The organism is Priestia sp. TGN 0903, assembly GCF_050846855.1.
GTDB classification, from domain to species: domain Bacteria; phylum Bacillota; class Bacilli; order Bacillales; family Bacillaceae_H; genus Priestia; species Priestia zanthoxyli.
Map to the genome: position 1 here is coordinate 291,612 of NZ_JBOZGL010000006.1, position 20,611 is coordinate 312,222.

The 20,611-nt window shown below is 37.8% G+C and carries 17 protein-coding genes; 8 read left to right on the top strand and 9 right to left on the bottom strand.

Annotated features, from left to right (window positions below; genetic code table 11):
• The first annotated feature begins 137 nt into the window (after positions 1-137).
• The 7 genes from ACRPLY_RS20915 to ACRPLY_RS20945 are packed head-to-tail and all read left to right on the top strand — an operon-like array spanning position 138 to position 7,489.
• Entirely contained in the window at positions 138-1,238 is a 1,101-nt protein-coding gene (locus ACRPLY_RS20915) for a glycosyltransferase family 4 protein (protein ID WP_154974067.1), read from the top strand.
• Positions 1,235-2,173 (top strand): glycosyltransferase family 2 protein, encoded by a 939-nt coding sequence (locus ACRPLY_RS20920; protein ID WP_013059871.1) that lies wholly within the window; start codon positions 1,235-1,237, stop codon positions 2,171-2,173. Before ACRPLY_RS20915 ends, ACRPLY_RS20920 begins: the two co-directional genes overlap by 4 nt.
• 2 nt (positions 2,174-2,175) lie before the next feature.
• A complete protein-coding gene (locus ACRPLY_RS20925) occupies positions 2,176-3,894 on the top strand; it encodes a DUF6020 family protein (protein WP_098627066.1) in 1,719 nt (572 codons plus the stop codon).
• Positions 3,894-4,229, top strand: a complete 336-nt coding sequence (locus tag ACRPLY_RS20930; RefSeq protein ID WP_013059873.1) for an EamA family transporter — start codon at positions 3,894-3,896, stop codon at positions 4,227-4,229. The genes ACRPLY_RS20925 and ACRPLY_RS20930 overlap by 1 nt, the downstream gene beginning before the upstream one ends.
• Positions 4,222-4,554 carry an EamA family transporter gene (locus tag ACRPLY_RS20935; protein WP_014457712.1) on the top strand — a complete coding sequence of 111 codons (333 nt, stop codon included), beginning with the start codon at positions 4,222-4,224 and terminating at the stop codon, positions 4,552-4,554. Before ACRPLY_RS20930 ends, ACRPLY_RS20935 begins: the two co-directional genes overlap by 8 nt.
• A 30-nt stretch (positions 4,555-4,584) precedes the next feature.
• Positions 4,585-6,087: a murein biosynthesis integral membrane protein MurJ gene (murJ, locus tag ACRPLY_RS20940; protein WP_013059875.1), complete on the top strand. Its 1,503-nt coding sequence runs from the start codon at positions 4,585-4,587 to the stop codon at positions 6,085-6,087.
• 25 nt (positions 6,088-6,112) lie between these two features.
• Entirely contained in the window at positions 6,113-7,489 is a 1,377-nt protein-coding gene (locus ACRPLY_RS20945; protein WP_221780762.1) for an O-antigen ligase family protein, read from the top strand.
• Between the two features lie 29 nt (positions 7,490-7,518).
• Here ACRPLY_RS20945 and ACRPLY_RS20950 read toward each other — a convergent pair whose 3' ends face one another.
• The 9 genes from ACRPLY_RS20950 to ACRPLY_RS20990 form a co-directional block, all read right to left on the bottom strand.
• Entirely contained in the window at positions 7,519-9,318 is a 1,800-nt protein-coding gene (locus ACRPLY_RS20950) for a cation:proton antiporter (protein WP_289578602.1), read from the bottom strand.
• Positions 9,319-9,543: 225 nt separating this feature from the next.
• Positions 9,544-11,289: a thiol reductant ABC exporter subunit CydC gene (cydC, locus tag ACRPLY_RS20955; protein WP_223546275.1), complete on the bottom strand. Its 1,746-nt coding sequence runs from the start codon at positions 11,287-11,289 to the stop codon at positions 9,544-9,546.
• Entirely contained in the window at positions 11,289-13,001 is a 1,713-nt protein-coding gene (cydD, locus tag ACRPLY_RS20960) for a thiol reductant ABC exporter subunit CydD (protein WP_099000257.1), read from the bottom strand. Before cydD ends, cydC begins: the two co-directional genes overlap by 1 nt.
• Positions 13,001-14,017, bottom strand: coding sequence for a cytochrome d ubiquinol oxidase subunit II (cydB, locus tag ACRPLY_RS20965; protein ID WP_028411941.1), 1,017 nt, complete (start codon positions 14,015-14,017; stop codon positions 13,001-13,003). Before cydB ends, cydD begins: the two co-directional genes overlap by 1 nt.
• Positions 14,004-15,410, bottom strand: coding sequence for a cytochrome ubiquinol oxidase subunit I (locus ACRPLY_RS20970; RefSeq protein ID WP_028411940.1), 1,407 nt, complete (start codon positions 15,408-15,410; stop codon positions 14,004-14,006). Before ACRPLY_RS20970 ends, cydB begins: the two co-directional genes overlap by 14 nt.
• A 300-nt stretch (positions 15,411-15,710) precedes the next feature.
• Positions 15,711-16,166 carry a threonine/serine exporter family protein gene (locus tag ACRPLY_RS20975; RefSeq protein ID WP_013059882.1) on the bottom strand — a complete coding sequence of 152 codons (456 nt, stop codon included), beginning with the start codon at positions 16,164-16,166 and terminating at the stop codon, positions 15,711-15,713.
• 14 nt (positions 16,167-16,180) lie between these two features.
• Positions 16,181-16,942 carry a threonine/serine exporter family protein gene (locus ACRPLY_RS20980; RefSeq protein ID WP_013085528.1) on the bottom strand — a complete coding sequence of 254 codons (762 nt, stop codon included), beginning with the start codon at positions 16,940-16,942 and terminating at the stop codon, positions 16,181-16,183.
• 144 nt (positions 16,943-17,086) lie between these two features.
• Entirely contained in the window at positions 17,087-18,097 is a 1,011-nt protein-coding gene (locus ACRPLY_RS20985; RefSeq protein ID WP_099000258.1) for a LacI family DNA-binding transcriptional regulator, read from the bottom strand.
• 95 nt (positions 18,098-18,192) lie between these two features.
• Positions 18,193-18,969, bottom strand: coding sequence for an alpha/beta hydrolase (locus ACRPLY_RS20990; RefSeq protein WP_099000259.1), 777 nt, complete (start codon positions 18,967-18,969; stop codon positions 18,193-18,195).
• 191 nt (positions 18,970-19,160) lie between these two features.
• Here ACRPLY_RS20990 and ACRPLY_RS20995 point away from each other — a divergent pair, with 191 nt between their 5' ends.
• Positions 19,161-20,546, top strand: a complete 1,386-nt coding sequence (locus ACRPLY_RS20995) for a sugar porter family MFS transporter (RefSeq protein WP_432232102.1) — start codon at positions 19,161-19,163, stop codon at positions 20,544-20,546.
• The last annotated feature ends 65 nt before the right edge of the window (positions 20,547-20,611 follow it).

The following is a 20,611-nucleotide window of genomic DNA, read 5'->3' on the forward strand; positions in this document are numbered from 1 at the left end:
GATATGCAACCCATTTTTGCATGTTTATCAATGAAATCGCTCAACTTAATAGTAAGATGATACATGTAAGCTCTATTTAAATGAACACCCGTTGTCATTATCATAAACTAATAAAGAAAAATAGGTGTGAAACAATCATGAAAATTTTGTTGATTTCAAATATGTATCCTTCTGAACAATTCCCGAGCTATGGTGTATTTGTTCAAAACACTGAAAAAATTTTAGTTCAACACGGTATTCAAGTTGATAAAATTGTCATGCAAAAAAAGACAAGCAAATTAAGCAAGCTTTTTAGCTATGCTTCTCATTATGCTAATGTCATTGTGACGGGCTTAACAAAAAACTACGACTATCTTTACGTACATTATGCATCTCATAATGCTCTTCCGCTGCTGATTCTCAAAAAGCTAAAGAAGAATGTGAAGATTGTGACAAACGTGCATGGTTCAGATGTTGTACCTGAAGTAGCTTCACAGGAAAAATATCAGCCTAGAGTAAATGACTTATTGCACCATTCCACTAAAATTATTACTCCTTCTCCCTACTATAAAGGGCTCGTTGAAGAGAAATATAAGGTTCATAATCCAATCTATATTTTTCCAAGCGGAGGGGTGAATAAAGATCTGTTTCATCCTTATGCAGGTAAAAGCAAAGCTTATCAAGAACTAAACTTGGACCCTACTATCCGTTATATTGGATGTGTAAGCCGCATTGATGTGGGTAAAGGATGGGAATACTACCTTCAAGCAATTGCAAAAGCTGAACAACAAACGCCCACTTCTTACAAATACTTATACGTTGGAAGCGGAAAAGACGAAGCTGCATTTAAGGAAATGATCAAGACTCTGGGCCTAGAGGGAAAAGTCATCCATTTTCCTCTGCTTCCTCAGTCGTCTCTTGCTTACGTATATAATGCGATTGAAGCATTCGTGTTTCCGACCGTAAGAAAAGGAGAAAGTTTGGGCTTAGTCGGCCTCGAAGCTATGGCTTGCGGAGCACCCGTGATTGGGAGTCAGATTGGTGGTCTAAAAGATTACATTATAGACGGAAAGAATGGTCTATTCTTTGAGCCTAAAAATGTAGATGAACTAGCTTCACAGCTACAGGCTTTTATTAATCTTCCTGAAGATGTGAAACAGCAAATGTCTCAACAGGCGTTACAAACAGCAAACCGCTACACAGTAGATGTAATTGCTGAACAACTCCCAACAATTTTTTTTGATGAGGTGGAAAAATGAAAGTCGCAGTTTTAATTCCTTGTTATAACGAGGAAGTAACAATTGGAAAAGTAATTGACGATTTCAAACGCGAACTGCCTAGTGCAGATATTTATGTATACGACAACAATTCAAAAGATCGTACAAGTGAAATTGCACTTGAACACGGCGCAATCGTCAAAAAAGAATTTAAGCAAGGAAAAGGAAACGTTGTACGTTCAATGTTTCAAGAAATTGATGCAGATTGTTATGTCATGGTAGATGGGGATGATACGTATCCTGCAGAATTTGTTCATCAATTAATTGAGCCTATTAGAAATCGAGAAGCTAACATGGTCATTGGAGATCGTTTATCAAACGGAACGTATCTCGAAGAAAACAAACGTGCTTTCCATAATTTTGGTAACAACTTAGTACGTTCTTTAATTAACGGCCTGTACAAAAGTAACATTAAAGATATCATGACAGGTTATCGTGCGTACGATAAATTATTTGTAAAATCAATTCCTGTGATGAGCCCAGGATTTGAGATTGAAACAGAAATGAGTCTTCACGCGTTAGATAAACGATTCCGCCTAAAAGAAATCGCGATTGATTATCGCGATCGACCTGAAGGCAGCGAATCGAAACTTAATACGTTCTCTGATGGATTTAAAGTGTTACGAATGATTTTTACGTTATTTAAAGAGTACAAGCCGCTTCAGTTCTTCTCCATTTGGACAGTGTTGTTTATTGTCGCAGGATTAGCTGTTGGTGCTCCGGTACTTTATGAATTTTTTGATACAGGCTTTATTACCAAAGTACCTTCATCTATCTTAGCAACTGGATTGATGGTGTTAGGTGTTTTATCTTTCGTCTGTGGATTAATTCTAGATACAATCGCTTCATTAAATCGCAAGCAATATGAATTAGAACTAAATAAAAAAATTGAACAGATTGAACAAGTAGGAGAATAACAATGATGAAGAATAAAAAAAGTATTTTACTGCTTACAGTAACAGCTTTAATTATTCTTATCGGTTTAAGTATTGGTAATCCAGACGGTGTTCACTATCTTTCCCTTTTTGCTGCACTTGTATTTACCATCATAAGCTCTATTTTTATTTATAAAAATAGAGCTTATGCTTCATTTAAACCGCTAGAATGGCTATTGCTGATTGTTTTTTCGTTTATCGTACAGTTTTCACTTTTAGATAACTTACATATGACGAGCTCAACTATTTTTTCACTCGTTTTGTATGCCATCAGCCGTACTTTATTGGCAATGCTGCTGACGGCCGCTGTACTCAGCGCTATCAAACAGATAAACGATTTTCACTATACATTTGCACACCCAAAGCGTTATCTAGGAATTGTTACGATTCTTATTTTAGCTGTTAGTCTATATTACTGGTTCGCCTTTTTCCCAGCGGCCATGACTCCTGATTCATTAGCACAGTGGAGACAGGCACATAACGGAGAATTTAACGATTGGCACCCTATTATGATTACGTGGCTCATTATGCTGCTGACAAAAATATGGGATAACCCAGGAATTGTAGCGTTCACGCAAATTGTTGTTGTAGTGAGCATATACGCCTATACATTTGACTTTTTCATTAAACGCAAAGCACATCCTGTTATGATTGGACTTTTAACAGCTATTATTGTCATTATTCCAAGCTTCTTAATCTTTTCAATTATTATTTGGAAAGACATTTTATACAGTGCTTTTCTGCTGTTTTTTACGGTTAACATTGCAAAAATTTATCTGTCAAAAGGTGATTGGGTTAGAAGTAAAGCGAGCTTTTTCTTACTTTTACTTTCTGCATTTGGAGTAGCTTTCTTTAGACATAATGGCTTTCCTGTATTTGTTTTGACTTTCCTTTTAATGATTGTCTTATTCAGAAAAAATTGGAAACCTCTTGTCACGATTTTCTTAGTCGTCTTTATTTTACAAAAGATTGTTACAGGCCCTGTGTTCACGTGGCTTGATGTAAAACCTTCAGATCCAAATGAAGCTTTGTCTATTCCAACTCAACAAATTGCAAACATCATTTCAAATGATGGAGAGATGTCAAAAGAAGAGCGCGAATATTTTAATAAAGTGCTCCCTATTGAATTGTGGAAAGAAAAGTATAATCCATACAAAAGCGATCCAATTAAATTCACGTGGAAATACTACGACCGCGAGTTTATTTTTAATGATTTAGGCCTTTACTTTAAGAACTATGCTAGCATTGTCATCAAAAATCCTTATCTAGCAACGGAAGGCTTTCTCAAACAAACAGCTTTAGTATGGCAAATCAATCCTTTTAAAGATGGCTACACGGATACGTACGTAACCAATATTTATTACGGCAATGATTTAGGTCTTAAAAATAAAGTAATCGAGCCGTTTATTACACATACTGCCAATGCTTACTTAGCTATTTTTAAGCACCCTGTTTTTACATTCTTATGGAAACCAGCTTTTTATCACTGTGTCATTTTATTATTTTCATTAATGCTAGTGATTCGAAGAGGAATTACGTCCCTTATTATTGTCATTCCTTGGGCACTTAACACGCTTTCTGTTCTTGCGGCACTGCCGGCTCAAGATTTTCGATATTTATTAGCAAGCGTATTTGTGTCTTTCTTCTTTATTGGTCTTCCTTTTATCCGATTTGATCAGAAAGAAAAGGATGTGACCTCCTGATGGAGAGCAATTATAACAAAAAGCTAGGAATCACACTCATTATCGTGGCTTCCCTGTTTACAGCTGTTGGACAACTTTTTTGGAAGTTGTCCGAAGCTTCATTTAACTTAAATTTAATTATTGGTTTTTTCCTTTATGGATTAGGAGCGGTGTTTATGATTGCCGCTTTTAAATTTGAAAGAGTTTCCTTGCTTCATCCATTTTTAAGCCTAGGATATGTCATCAGCATCGCTCTTGGTTTCTTTCTATTAAATGAAACCATTAGCCCTATGAAGCTGGTCGGTACTCTTATTATTATCGTAGGTGTAATTTTAGTAGGTGGCCAAGATGAATAGTATCCCACTTTTAATTATTATGACTCTTTTAGGTTCAGTTGGAGCTGTCTTTTTCAAGTATATTTCTACGTATTTAAATGAAAAAAAGATAAAGCTAGCGCTTATTTGTTTTGTGGGTGGCGGCCTTTTTTACGGGGCAGCAGCTCTGCTTAATGTGTATGTTTTAACGCTGTTACCTTATTCTATTGTATTTCCGCTCACGTCTATTACGTACATTTGGACATTAACATTCGGTTACTTTTTAATTAAAGAAAAAGTTACAACAAAACAAGTTATCGGCTGTATTCTTCTAATTGTCGGATGCTTCTTTATTGCTAATAGTTGATGAGATAACTTGAAAAGGTAGGAGTTTCGCATGAAAAACTTAAAATTCGCGAGCATTTTACTGCTCATATCAACATTATTTTTGAAATTTTCTAGTATGATTCGTGATTTAGTTATTGCTAACTATTTCGGTACAAGTTATATTGTCGATTCATACAACGCAGCAATGATTATTCCAAATGCTTTTATTTTATTTATGTTAACGGGGATGAAGGATGCGTTTATTCCTAGTTATTTACGTTATGAAAAAGAAAATAAAGGAAAGGTTCATTTGACTAATATTGTTAAATCAACCTTTCTTATTTGTTTCATTATTTCGGTTCTCGGATCAATTGCGGCTTTCTTTTACTTTCCCGCTTCGTATTCTAATTTTTCTAAAGCAGCAATTGAACTAGGAATTTATACGGGCGTTATGTACTTCTTATCTCTTTCACTAGTTGGAGTGAATGCCGTATACGAAGGTGTATTTGATGCACGAAGTCAATATTCTTTCTCTGTGTTTTCTCAAACGGTTGTTGTATTATTTACAATTTTAAGTACAATCCTATTACATTCAATTATGGGCGGCTATGCAATTGCTCTTGGCTATTTTATAGGAACTATTGCTTCTTTCTTAATTAAAGTTGTCTATTTTAAACCGCAGCATCTGCTGTTATGGAAGCAAAAAATTGACCGTGATGAAGTGGTGGCTTTTTATAAAGTATTCATCCCTGTTGGTGTAACCATTATGGTCGGTCAAATTAATTTAACTGTCAACTTCTTCTTTGCCGGTTCCTTTGGTGAAGGCGTTATTTCATACTTGAATTATGCTTTCAGACTTGTAAGTATTCCCCAGGCAATATTCGGGGTTACGGTCGCAACCATTATTTATCCGCTGATTGCAAGAGCCATTTCTGAAAAAGATGAAGAGCGCTTTAAATCAGGAATTGAAAAAGGGATTACGTTTATGCTGATGCTGCTGATTCCGACGATTGTTATCATGATCTTTTATATGAAAGACATTGTAATGATTGCTTACCAGCGCGGTGCATTTGACGCACATTCGACGTTAAAAACAACAGATGTATCTTATTATTACCTAGGTTCGGTGTTTTTCTATTCCCTGCAAGCTGTTCTTGCAAAAGGATTTTATTCTCTTCAAAAAGGTTATCTTATTATGAGAGCAGGCTTATTATCCATTGTGTTAAATATCATCTTTAACATGATTTTCACTAAATTTATGGGATACCAAGGATTAGCACTTTCCATGTCAGTAGTTGCCTTTTTCTATACGGCTATCGTATTCGTTATGCTGGCAAAACAAATCAATCACTTCCATTACGGATATCTAGTGAAAGAAACAGGAAAAATTCTTTTAGCTTCCGTACCTGTTGCGATCGTCATGTTCTTCTTAAAGGACATCGCATTTTTGAATTCATTACATGTTATCTTACGATTTGGTATTGTCTGTATTGCAGGTGGTTTAGTATACTTAATGTCGACGCTATTATGCAGAGTAGAAGGTGTTATGCTTTTAGTTAAAAGAAAACGTTAATTCACGTAAAACAGGAGAGTACTATATGAAGAACACATACTGGTTATTTTTTCTGTTCGTTGGTTTTATTTCAATTCAGCCGATTATTGATATGCTAACGACGTACATGGTTTTGAACATGGATAGTGGTCTCTCAATTGGGGTTGTTATTCGCTTTCTATATATGATTTTTGCAGGTGTCCTACTTTTAGTGTTTGCCAAACAATCAAAATGGGCTAGATATTCGATTATCTACCTTATTGTTTTTGCACTCTTTCTTGGACTCAACATCTACTTAAATCATCAATGGAAAGATCCTTATTATATTGGGCAAGAAATTAAATTTTTCAATAAAGTTGTTTATATGAACGTTACGCTGCTTGGAATGATTGTGATGTTTTCACATTATCGATCATCTGTGGATGTAAAAAGAATACTGAGCAAAAACTTATTAACTGCTTCACTCATCATCAGTATTGTTTTTATCGGTACAATGCTAACGGGTACAGCACTAGAGAGTTATCAGTATAATAAAATTGGGTTTAAAGGCTGGTTTTATGCAGCGAATGAGCTAGGCGCAACCATTGCTATTTTGCTTCCTCTCACACTGCTTTTAGCTTTAGATAAAGTACGTTCGTTTTCAAAAGCTTATTACTGGATTCCTTTTATCTTGTTAGCCGTTTCGTCCATCATGCTTGGAACGAAAGTAGGCTTAGGTGCCGTTATTCTTTCTTTAGTTGTAGCAACAGTTGTCTTATTTGCAAAATTATTTACGAATAAACGCAGCTTAATTAAAGCCAACTTAGTAATCTCAATTCTGCTTTTAATTGTAACCGGAGCAACTACTCCGATTTCTCCAGCTTATAAAAACACTTATACGCACATCGATATGTTAGAGGCTAAAAAAGAGAAAACAGAGAAAGAAAAGCCAGAAAAGAAAGAAAAAGAAAAGCCGGCTAAAAAGAAAAAACAAAAGGAATCAAATTTAGATGACAAAGATATTCAAAATCTGATTCTAAGCAGCCGTGAGCAATTCTTAGCTCATCATAAGGAAGAGTATGCAAAAGCACCTATTGCACGAAAAATGATAGGTATGGGCTTTTCTGGAGACTATACAAAGCAGCTTCCGCCAAAGATGATTGAAATGGATTTTTATGATTTGTTTTTCTCTTTAGGTATCATCGGATTTTTACTATGGGTTCTTCCACTTCTAGTAGTTGGTTTAACCGTGTTGGTTCGATTATTTAAAGACCCATCACAGCTTCTTGATGAAAGCTTTATGATGTATAGTACAGCAATTGTATTAGCTCTTGGAATTGCTTTTGTAGCTGGGCATGTCTTCACCGCACCAGCCGTTACTATCTATTTTGCAGCAGCTGCTGCTTATCTGTTCGTCATTCATTTTAAACAAAGACAAGCATAAAAAAAACAGGTCATTAACGGCCTGTTTTTTTATCTTTTTAATGGCTGAAGGCTTAACACCGTGTCACCCGCATTAACGTTTATTTCTTGATCATGAGCAAAAAAACTCAATGCCTTTCCTTGCTTGCTCACTGCTAGTAAAAGAGAATCATCGCTTTTCTCCTCAAGATATGTTTCAAACGTATATTCATCCGTAATTTTTGTATTGTAAATCGTATATCCGTGCTCCATTTTATGATGCAGAAACTCCCACGTAATTCCTTTCTTAAAGAGCATACGTCCTCTTACTGTGTGCATAATTTCATCAACATCTTCTCTTGAATCTTCTTGGTCACGAATGCTCAATTGAAAAACATTGTTCCGCCCCATATCTTGAAGAAAAGCAGTACAAACAAGCGCATTATATGCATCTAACTCAGTTGCAGCAATCACATATTCATAAGGAGTTAAGTCTAGATGATATTCCGTTTGCTCAGCTAGTACTTCTCCGTGATAAACATTTACCTCCGCTCTGCGCGCAACTCTTAACCGCTCCCACGAAGAATCAGCAACTAATACTGGATAGCCTAGCTGTTTTAACTTCGTTGCAAAGGCAACCGTAAAATCATTGCTTCCTACAAGCAAAATACCAGGTTCTTCTCCAATTGATAAATCAAGCTTCTTAGCTAGCCATGAAAGAGAAAAACCGTGTGCACAAACCGTAGCAAACACTAAAGCAAATGTCAGCGTTGTTAGGATGGAAGCATCTTTAAATCCTTCATCAATTAGTACTTTCGCAAAGTAGCTCGAGACCGTTAACGCCACAATTCCGCGCGGGGCAATCCAGCCAATCAGTATTTTTTCTTTTATAGATAAATCTGTGCCTACCGTTGATAAAAAGATGGAGACCGGTCTGACAATAAACAGCATAAGTAAAACAAACAAAATAATATTCCAATGAAAAATTTCAGTAATGGTCTTCATCGTCAGTCCAGCCGTTAACATAATAAAAATAGTAGAAGTTAATAGAACCGAAATATTCTCTTTAAAGTGTCGCATATCACTAATAGACGAAATATGCATATTAGCAAGGGTAATCCCCATCGCTGTTACTGCTAGAAGACCTGTTTCATGCTTAATTTCATCAGCTACTGTAAAGCAGGCAATAACGACAATAAATACGACCGGAGATTTTAAATACTCTGGAATATGCCCCTTTTGAAACATCCATCCTATTCCGCGGCCAAGAATCCATCCTATTAAAACGGCAATAATAGAGGCTACGAAGAAAAAGAGAATTGTTTTTCCACTCACTTCTCTCAGCACTAAAAATTGAACAATTTCAAACGAAAAAACGGCCAACAGTGCACCAAATGGATCGACAATAATACCTTCCCATTTTAAAATCGCTGCTGGTTTTGGTTTTAATTTAGCTTGTCGTAAAAGAGGTAAAATTACGGTTGGACCCGTCACAATAAAAAGCCCTCCGATAACAATTGCCACCGCCCAGGATAAATCCGCTATATAATGAGCAGCTAAAGAGCCTAACATCCAAGCTAGCATGGCTCCCAGTGTCACAATGCGAAACACGGGCTTTTCGATTCCTCTTACCTCTCTCATGTCTAAGTTCAAGCTGCCTTCAAATAAAATAACAGCTACAGCAATCGATACAAAAGGATCAAAAAGCTGAGCAAACTGTGCTTTAGGATCAATTAAACCTAAAATAGGGCCTGTTAGCAGTCCGATAATCGACATCACGACAATTGCTGGTAGCTTAAATCTCCAAGCCAGCCACTGAGATAGAACTCCTAGTCCCACTACAAGTGTGATATGTACAAGCATAGGTTCCATTGTATCTTCCTTCTCTCGTTCGCATAATGTGTATATATTTTCCCTAAAATAAACCGATGTTATACAGGAAGAAACAAACACTACCTTGTTTTACCACTTTTTCAAAAATGCTAAACGCCTCTCCCCTCTTTGAATCCAAGCTATTTTCCTTCGTTCGACACATATCTTACTCATGTTTGTCGAATTTCACTTTAGTATAAAATAGTAAAAAGCCTTTAGCTGCTGCTAAAGGCTTTTTGCCGGATGATCCAATTCATATAGCTTTTGATAGTGACTGTTCGTAGCAAGTAATTCCTCATGCGTTCCGCGAATGGCTATCTTTCCATCTTGTAGGAATAAGATTTCATCCATCTTTTCCATCCCAACTAAATTATGTGTAACCCAAATTAAAGTTTTGTCGTGAAGAGTTTCAAAGATAGTGGATAACAAACTCTTTTCAGTCACGGTATCCAACCCTGCAGTTGGCTCATCCAGCATAACAATTGGCGTACGCTGAAGTAGAACACGTGCTAACGCAATCCGCTGACGTTCTCCTCCTGAAAAGCGCTGACCTGTTTCGAGCATGGACGTTTGATATCCTTGATGCAAACCTTCCACAAGGGAGTGCATATTGACTTGCTTCATTGCCTCAATTACCTCTTCTTTTGTAGCCTCTTCATTAGCTAGTAATAAATTGTTTGCTACGCTTGTATTAAATAAATAAGGATTTTGATTTAATACAGAGATGAGTTTTGGTACATCTTCACGAACTTCAGCAACAGACTGACCGTTTAGTTGAACTGTACCTTCTGTAGGCAATAAGGAGCCTTGCAGCAGCTTTAACAGAGTCGACTTTCCAGCTCCGCTCTTGCCAAGAATCGCAATTTTTTTCCCTTGCTCGACTTGAAATGAAAGATCATGAATGACTGACTCTTCCTCATTGCTATAGCGAAAGCTTACATGCTCGACTTTTAAGCTAACCGAGTCCCATGAACCTTTGTAAGGTAGGGAAAGAGTATGTTTTTTCTTTTCATTCACAGATTCCCAGTTCTTTTCCATTTCCTGCACTCTATTTAATGACTCTTCAAATTGAGGAATTTTTTCTACTGCATTAGATACCGGCAGCAGTGCTTCAGATAAAGGAAATACTACTAAAATAAAAGCAGCAATAAAAACACCTGCAAGCTCTTTGTCTGCAAAAAGAGAAGCCCCAAACCAAATCATTGTGACAATTAAACCTGCTACAATAACTTGGCCAATCAATTCTCGGTAATACGTCCATAGTTTAAGCTTACGATCCATGCGGTCTAGCTCATCTTCTGTTTTGTTATACGAATGAAAAAATGACTGCTGCTGACCGCTTAACACCCAATCAGCAACTCCTAAAAACCCGTCTGTGACCTTAGCATATAACTGTGCTTTGCTTGATTTATATCGCTGATTGGCCGCTTTCATATGCCAAAGGGAAAAAAGCGGCATCACTACTACTAATAAAAATAAATAGATGGCAATCAAACATGCAAACTTTAGGCTAAAGAATCCTAAAGCTACAATCGAAATAACGTATAAAATAACAGCTGAGATTGTTGGAAGAATGGTACGCAAGAACAAGTCTTGTAAACTTTCAATATCTTCAGCGAGAACCGCTAAAACATCTCCCGTTCGATAGCGGGATGTAGCAACTAACGGTTCAATCAAATGATAAAGACGTGTACGCATCTTAGCTAAAATGCGAAGAATAAAATCGTGACTAACAAGACGCTCCGCATAACGAAAGGCGGCTCGACTTAAACCAAATGTACGCACAAGCACAATGGGAACGTACACCAGTAAGATTGTTTCTGGACGTAAGGAAGAAGCTGAAATCAAGTAACCTGATGTGAACATTAGCGCACAAGCAGAACCAATCGTTAACAAGCTTAGTAATAAGATAGAAAAGATACGATATTTATACGTTTTAAAGTAGGGCCATATCCAACTTTTATATTTCATCATATCTCCTCCTCTTCATGTAAAAATTGATAGTAAGCTCCTTTTTTTCGAATCAGTTCTTGATGATTGCCGACTTCTGCAACCTTTCCGTTCTCTATTACAACAATGAGGTCCATATCTTTCATCCAATGCAGACGGTGCGTAGCTAAAATAAATAACTTGTCTTGAAACATCGTTAAAATATCTTGCTTTAATTCATATTCCGTTTCAATATCTACTTGCGCCGTTGGTTCATCAAGCATAATAATAGGGCGATCGCTCAGAAACGCCCTAGCTAGGGCAATCCTTTGAGCTTGGCCGCCGCTAAGCTGCCGTCCTCCATCTCCTATCACTTCATTTTCCTTCTTAGGCATCTGTTGAATCGTAGATAAAAGTCCTGCTTTCGTTAAGGCATCTTCATAATCATAAGAACCGCCTCTATCCTGATAAAATTCAATATTTTCTTTCACTGTTCCATTAAAAATAAATGGGTGCTGAGGGATATACGTAATCTGCTTTTGCCAAGCATCTGAGCGTAAATCAACCGGCACGCCGTTTACTTCAGCAGACCCTTCTGTAAATTGTACAAAGCCGCTCAGTATATCAATAAGCGTCGATTTTCCAGCTCCGCTTTTTCCTATAATCCCAATTTTTTTACTTCCTTTAACATGAAGTGACACATCTTCAAGAGAAGGCGGCTGCTCTTCGTCATATTTTACGGTGATATGACGCAATTGAATTTCACTGTTTTCCGTCCAATCAGGAACATCTTCTTCTTTAGCCGACGGTTTTTCAGCTTGCTTTACAATCTTAATTAATGCATCTCCGGATTCTTTTCCGTCTAATGTTGCATGATAATCGTTTCCGACTTCCCGTATCGGCAGGAAGTATTCAGGCGCCAGCAATAAAATCATAAGTGCAGGCTCTAACGTCATCGAACCGTTCACTAGCCGCAAACCGAGCATAACAGCCACGATGGCTACAGATAACATCGTAAAGAAATCTAAAGCAAACGTAGATAAAAAAGCAATTCGGAGCGTTCCCATTGTCGCTTTTCGATAGCGGTCACTGACTCTTCCAATCGTTTCAGCATGCTCCTTACTTTTCCCGAGAAATGTTAACGTTTCTAATCCTCGAAGCGAATCTACAAAGTGATTGGACAGCACATGATACGTCTCCCATTGGCTATCTATTTTTTTCTGGGCAGCCAGTCCAAGTAAAATCATAAATAAAATTAAAATTGGCATAGTTACAAGCAAAATAATGCCTGAAAGCCGATCTTGATACCAAACGAAAGCGAGCACTAGCCAAGGTGTAACGCTGATGGCGGCCAGTTTAGGCAAAAACAGCTCAAGATAAGCGCGAAGCTTCTGTAGGCCTGTGGTGATGAGCGTCACCAAGTTTCCTGTCCCTTCATTTTTGGTAAAGCGCGGTCCGAGTGCAAAAATGCTTTTCATGACCGTCAAACGAAGTTCCTGAGTCGTTTTGACTCCAAATTGATATGCTGTTTTTTTCACTATAAAACTTACGATCTGACGAATCATAAAGGCAGACAAAAACAATCCGATTGCTTTTGTCTGCGAAGTTAAACTTTCACCATGAAAAAGAGCAGTAATTACTTCGGCAAGCCACTTAGCTTGAAAAATAATGGCTACACTTTGAATAGTAATAAGCCCTATTAACACGGCAAGAACCATTTTTATTCCGTTGTAAACCATTAAATTTCTACCCATTAGTACTCCATATGCTCCTTATGATCTACACGTTTTCTAAAAACGTAGTAGCTCCAAATTTGATAACCTAACACAAAAGGCAGTAACGCAATAGCAGCGTAAGACATAATTTTCAAGGAATAATTCCCTGATGCTGCATTATGAATCGTTAAACTATAGCTTTCATTGACTGAACTAACCAAAACGGTTGGAAACAATCCTGCAAATATAGAGGAAATTGATAAAATTAAAATTAAGCCAGACATAGCAAAGGCCCATCCGTCTTTTTTCCGTGTAAGGAAAAATCCTGCTAGTAAATACACGAAAATACCGATAAAAAATGTGTATAGCATCAAGCGGCTATGATTGCTGAATAAATTTGTTTCAAAAAACGTCATGCCTGAAAAAATAAGAAGCAGCAAGGCATTAACAGGCAAAAGCTTCATGGCCACTTTTCGTGAACGATCTCTAATGTCATCCATCGTACGGATCGTCGCAAAAATAAGTCCGTGCCATAAGCAAAGCATCGTTAGCGTCACGCCGCCCGTTATGGTATATAGATTCACAATATCCGAAAAGCCGGCATTCATTTGCATGTTGCGCTCAACAGGCAATCCTTTCATTAGTGCTGAAAATAAGATGCCGAAAATGAGCGGTGGAAAAAGACTTCCAAAGAAGATAACCCAATCCCACGCATTTTTCCACGCTTGTTTTTCAACTTTTCCTCGAAATTCAAATGCTACACCGCGTCCGATAAGCGAAAGCAACAGAAGAACAAAAAGAACATATGACCCGCTTAATAGCGTTGCATACCAGTTTGGAAAAGCGGCAAACATAGCACCGATTGCTGAAATTAACCAAACTTCATTTGCATCCCAAAAAGGACCGATTGTATTAATAAAAGCTCGTCGCTCTAAGTCGTTTCTTCCTAAAAAGCGAGACACCATTCCAATCCCAAAATCAAAGCCTTCTAAAAAGATAAAACCAACAAACAGAATGGATACTAGCAAATACCAGAATTCATTAAGAGAAAACATTGTATCCCTCCTTTGTAAACGGATCAGTTGATGTTACTTTTGTATGTGCTTCGTGATCGTGATCTGGACCTTTTTTAATTTCTTTAACGAACAAGAACACCATAATCACAGCTAAAATTAAGTAAAAGAACGAAAACGAGATAATAGAAAATAGCAATTCACCTGCTGTTACACCAGGAGACACGGCATCTTCGGTTTTCATATAGCCAAATACAACCCAAGGCTGACGGCCAATCTCTGTCATAATCCAACCTGCTGAGCTTCCAAGGAACGGAAAGGCGATGGCAATCGTCATAATACGTAAAAATAGTTTGCTTTCTTGAAGTTTTTTACGAGAAAGCAAGTACGTACCCCAAATGCCTAATGCACATAATACGCCACCTAGACCAGCCATAATGCGGAAACTCCAAAACGTTGTTCGAACGGGTGGAATATAATTTCCTTCTCCATATTTCGCCGTATACTGCTGCTGCAGCTCATTCATTCCAGGAACGGAGCCTGAAAACTTACCGTATGATAAGAAGCTTAATAAGTAAGGTATTTTGATTTCACTCGTATTTTTCTTTTCATCAGGGTGAATATTTGCTGTTACTGTCCAAGCACCTGGACTTCCGCTGTTTTCCCATAATCCTTCACTTGCGGCCATTTTCATCGGCTGTGTTTTAACTAAATATCCGGCCTGTTCATGCCCAGATAGTGCAATTCCTACACCTGAAACTAGCCCTACAAGGATAGCAACTTGAAATGATTTTTTAGCAAAAGCCACATGTTTTTTCTTCAAGAGCATAACAGCGCTGACACCCGTGATAAAAAAGGCGCCTGTTGCAAACGAACCTAAAATTGTATGAGGGAATTCGACCCACAGCTGACCGTTCGTTAACAATTTAAAGAAGTCATTCATTTCTAAACGGCCATTATTTAGCTCCATTCCGACCGGATGCTGCATAAAAGAATTAGCCGTTAAAATAAAGAACGCTGAAAAGATAGTACCTAGACTAACAAGCCAAATACATAGACAGTGCAGCCATTTAGGCAAACGATCCCACCCGAAAATCCACAGTCCAAGGAAAGTGGACTCCATAAAAAACGCGAGCAGTGCTTCAATAGCGAGCGGCGCACCGAATACATCTCCTACAAATCTTGAGTACTCTGACCAGTTCATGCCAAACTGAAATTCTTGTAAAATACCTGTTACGACTCCGACAGCAAAGTTAATCAGGAATAAGTGCCCCCAAAACTTTGCCATCTTTTTATACTGTTCATCTTTTTTTACTACGTACATCGTTTCCATGATCGCTACTAAAAAGACAAGGCCGATAGACAGCGGTACAAAGATAAAATGAAACAGCGTCGTTGATGCAAATTGAATACGTGATAGTATGACTGTATCCATCTTCTTTCTCCTTTCATATATAAGAACATTCATCATTTCCATAGATACTTTGCTCATTTCTGAGCATCTTTTACTTATATTGTGAAACATTGAGCATAACAATTCGAGAAATATGCTCAACATTTCACAAACATATGTAATGTCTCTCTTTCTATTTACATAGTATAGTCTATTTTTTTAGCTGTGCACGTACATTTTTTGAACGTTTTTAGACTAAAACGTGACTTTCTTGTGACAAAAAAGGGAAGGATCTCTTTATTTTTTCATAAAAAAAGCACGCTCTGATTTGAGCTTGCTTCTCTACGGTCGATATTTTGCTTTCGCATTTAATTTAGATTGACGAATGATTTGGTTAATGACTTCAGAAAATACAATACCAATGGCAATTGAACCTGAAATCATAAAGGCTTTTGCTGCAAGACTAATCGCTTCATTATAATTATTTTCTACAAAGTTACGCATGGCATCGTATGCTGTTCCCCCTGGAACGAGCGGAATAATACCTGCTACGGTGAAAATAATGATCGGCGTACGATAAATTTTTGCGTAAATTTGACTAATAATAGCAATAAAAAAGGCCGATGCTACAGTGCTTGGAATTTCATCTACACCATAGAACGTTAGCAAATAGTAAATGAGCCAGCCAATCATTCCGACAAAGCCACTTTTTAATAATGATTCACGTGGAACATTAAAAATGATCCCAAACGCTGCTGAAGCAATAAAACTTGTAATTATCTGCTCTACGATATGCATATGATGCCTCCCTTCTATAGAAGCGTAAATACAATGGCAATACCTGCACCAATAGCAAATGCCGTCAGAAACGCTTCTGCTCCTTTTGATAATCCAGACAGTAAATGTCCCGCCATTAAATCTCGCACTGCATTGGTAATCGATAACCCAGGAACGAGAGGCATAACGGATCCAATAATAATTTTATCAATTTGCGTTCCTAGTCCTGAAGCGACTAAAAGAGCTGATAAAAGTCCAATAACTAACGAAGCGGTAAACTCAGCAAAAAAGCGAATCGGAATAAGACGGTGGAAATACACCACGGTTAAAAATCCGAGACCTCCTGAAAACATCGCTGGAATAAAGTCCGTCCATAAACCTTGAAACATGATTAAAAAGCATCCGCTAGAAATGGATGCAGCTGCAAGTTGAACCCATAGTGGAAAAGCTACGTTCGTTGCTTCAATTTCTTGTAGCATTTCATACGCTTCCTCCAAGGAGATGTTTCCTTGACTGATGGTTCTTGAGACGCTATTTACCATAGTTACTTTTTTTAAATCGGTCGTTCGTTCGGAAATACGAATTAACTTCGTTTTCGTCGGTTCTTTCGTTTCAAGTGAAAACATAATCCCTGTTGGCGTCACATAGCTGTGGGATTTTTTTATACCGTAAGACGCTGCAATCCGCATCATTGTGTCTTCTACTCGATACGTTTCTGCTCCGCTTTCTAACATAATTTTACCTGCTAGTAAGCTAACGTCCATAATTTCATATTTATCTAATTTTTGTTGTGTCATCAAATCGCTCCAAACATATTAAAGCTTGGTTTTTTCCCCTACAGCATACAGTGTATAAGAAAGAGGGAAGTGGACGCAATGGTTAATGCAAAAAAGTGTGGACTTTTTGTCTCACACTTTCAGGAATAGTATATACATTCCTTATCAATTCATACGTTTTGTGGTCTCACGCTCTACTAATACAGGTGCCATTTTATACTGTACCTGATCTATTTCTTGCTGATCCTGAATTTGCTGAAGTAAGAGGTTTACTGCTTTTTCAGCCATTTTTTCCATCGGTTGACGGATGGTTGTTAGCGGAGGTTGCGCTTCACTAGCTTCTGTAATATCATCAAACCCTATAACAGACAAATCCGCTGGAACGTGAAGTCCGTTTTGCCACGCACAGTGTATCACTTTCAGAGCAATGTAATCCGTAGCACAAATAAGCGCAGTTGGGGGCTCTGGATGATGAGCTAGCTCATTTATAAACTGATATAGTTCATCTGAGTTATTCATATCTTCTTTCACAAACTTTGCGTTTGCTGACGGTACATACTGATAAAACAGAGACAGACGGTGCTCGACTCCGCTTACAGCTTTTCCAACGAACCCGATATTCTTATGGCCAAGGTCCGTTAAGTGAGCAACAGCTAATTGTATTCCCACCGCATCATCTACATGTACAATTGGCCAAAGTGCAGAAGAGCCGTCTCCTGTAAGAGAAACGTAAGGCGTTTGATATTGTTTTAATACGTCTACAAACGGATGCGGAGCGGCTACATAATCTAATAAAATGACTCCATCAAACCAATGATTCATCATCACATTTAATTGACGCTCAGCCGTTGTTTCTTGGTAATCCGTATGTCCAATAAGAACGTCCATCCCTCGACTTTGAACTTGCTGCTGTACCTTTTTTAACAGCTCGATTAAAAATGGGTCTTTTAAATCTCTAATTAATATCCCGATAATCCCTGTTTTTTGGGCCCGCAGAGCTGCCGCAAATGGATTTGTCTGATACCCTAAATGAGCTGCTGCTTTTAGTACTTTTTGTTTTGTTTTTTCACTGATTTTAATTTTACCGTCTTTATTATTGAAGATTCTTGATACCGTAGCTAATGAAACACCCGCTTCTTTTGCTACTTCTGTAATCGTGACTTTTTTTCTCCCCATTCGTACCGACTCCTATTTCCTTTTAGTCTATCGACCAAGTAAACATTTTTCTTTATTATACTACTAGAAGTCGGAACCACCCAAAACTACCTTCCCTACTTTTCACTAAACAGCCACTTTAACACATCTTGAATTTTTTGATCCCAATATGCCCAGTCGTGACTTCCTTTTCCTTCTTCATATGTAAAACAAATAGGCTCTTGCTTACATCGCTCGGAAAAACGTTTATTTTCCTGATATAAAAAATCTTCCGTTCCACAGCATTGATAAATACGCGGAGTCACTTCTCCATAGCGCCGGCGATTTTCAAGCAGCCAGAAAAGATCATCCTCAGGTCTAATAACAGGCGGGATGCCAAAAATCAAAGGATAATCTAGGAACTGAACTTCCCCTCGCTCTCCAAGCCCTTCAATGTCCATCACTCCTGATAAACTGGCAGCTGCAGAAAATTGATGTGGTTTGCGAAACGCCCATTTTAAAGCGCCGTACCCTCCCATAGAAAGACCAGCCACAAAATTATCTTCTCTTTTTTCCGATAACGGAAAGAATGACCTAGCCAATTGAGGAAGTTCTTCTGTTACAAACGTCCAATACTTCTTTCCATAAGCCATATCTCTATAAAAGCTACGATCTACATTTGGCATTACAACTGCAAGTCCTAATTCTGATGCGTAGCGTTCAATCGAAGTTCTTCTCATCCATATCGTATGATCATCAGAAAGACCGTGTAATAAATAGAGCGTAGGGTGTTTCTCACTTCTTGTATTGGTTTGTAAACCAATCTGAGATTTTGTTTGCTGCGGTATCAAAACGTTCATTGAAGTACTTATTTGCAATACTTCTGAAAAAAAATCACATTGAATAAACGCCATATTTCTCTTCCCCCTTACTTTTTCTTCCCTATTGATTGATAACAAAACGTACATAATTCATATAAAAGTTAAAAAATAGTTTGATTATTTACAATTTTTAGTTTAACATAAAAACATCTTTTATGAAAACGTTTTACGTATAACGTTTTTTTAAATTAAAATAGTGAACGCGATTCAAAGGAGGAATTTATATGGGGATAGTAAAAGTAACTTCTGACGAGTATAAGGAGCAAAAAGGAAATCTATTTTTTGTTATTTTCATTTCATGTGCAGCTGCTTTTGGAGGGTTACTTTACGGCTATGACACAGCCGTCATTTCAGGGGCTATTGGGTTGATGGAAGTGCATTTTAATCTCAGTCCAACGATGGTAGGTTTTGTTGTATCCAGTTTGCTGCTCGGGGGTGCCGTTGGGGTACTTTCTTCAGGAAAACTGAGTGATCGATTCGGTAGAAAAGGTATCTTGCTTTTAGCAGCTTCTTTATTTATCGTATCCGCAATTATGCAAGCGCTATCTTCAACCATCTCTTTTGTGATTATTTCTCGAATTATTGGAGGGCTAGGCATTGGTATGGCCTCCGTTCTTTCTATTACCTATATTTCTGAAATAGCCCCTCCGCACATGCGCGGCCGCTTAGGCTCTCTTTATCAATTTGCTGTTGCCGTTGGGATTGTTTCTGTCTATTTTGTAAATGACTACATTTTATCTATTGGGGAAGACGCATGGCAGAATTCCACAGGATGGCGCTACATTATCGGTGCTTCTGGGATTCCAGCTCTTTTATTTCTTCTTATCCTTTCTCCTGTTCCTGAAAGTCCGAGGTGGCTAGTAAAAGCAAACCGCACTGTAGAAGCTATGGACATTTTAATTAAAATCAATGGTACACACATTGCACGCCAAGAGCTGTATCATATTGAGCAATCGTTAAAAGAAAATCAACCGGCTTCTCTTTCGCTTTTTAAAGAGGCAGGCCTTCGAAAAGCGTTGCTTATTGGTATTCTACTTGCAGCCTTTCAACAGCTTGTCGGAATCAATGCCATTATTTATTACGCCCCGCAAGTTTTTGAAGCAGCTGGAGCTAGAGGAGATTTATCGCTCCTTGTTACGTCTATGATTGGTGTAGCTGCCTTTTTAGGCGTTCTTTGTTCCATGTGGCTTATCGACCGGATTGGCCGCAAAGCTTTATTACTTATTGGCACAGCCGGTATGGCCGTTACGCAGCTTCTCGTTTCTTTTGGATTTCATTCACAGGGTACTGAAGGCTTGACTACTAGTTTACTTATTGTTTTTTATTTATTTCTTTTTAATATTTCTATGGGATCTGTTGTATGGGTTGTGATTTCTGAAATTTTTCCTAATCATGCGAGAGGCTATGCAATGTCTATTTCTACCTTTTTCTTGTGGATAGCTAATTGGTTTGTGTCTCAGTTTTTTCCTATTCTTTGGAACAAAGCTGGAGGATCTTTTACCTTTTTATCTTTTATGATTATGTGTATCGCTTCATTTTTGTTTATATGGAAGTGGGTGCCAGAAACAAAAGGAAAGTCACTTGAAGAAATTGAACATATATGGAAGTAAGGGAAGAGGTTGGGGTATAACTAAATGAATCCAATCTAAAGAAAAACAAATGGGATACATGAGCT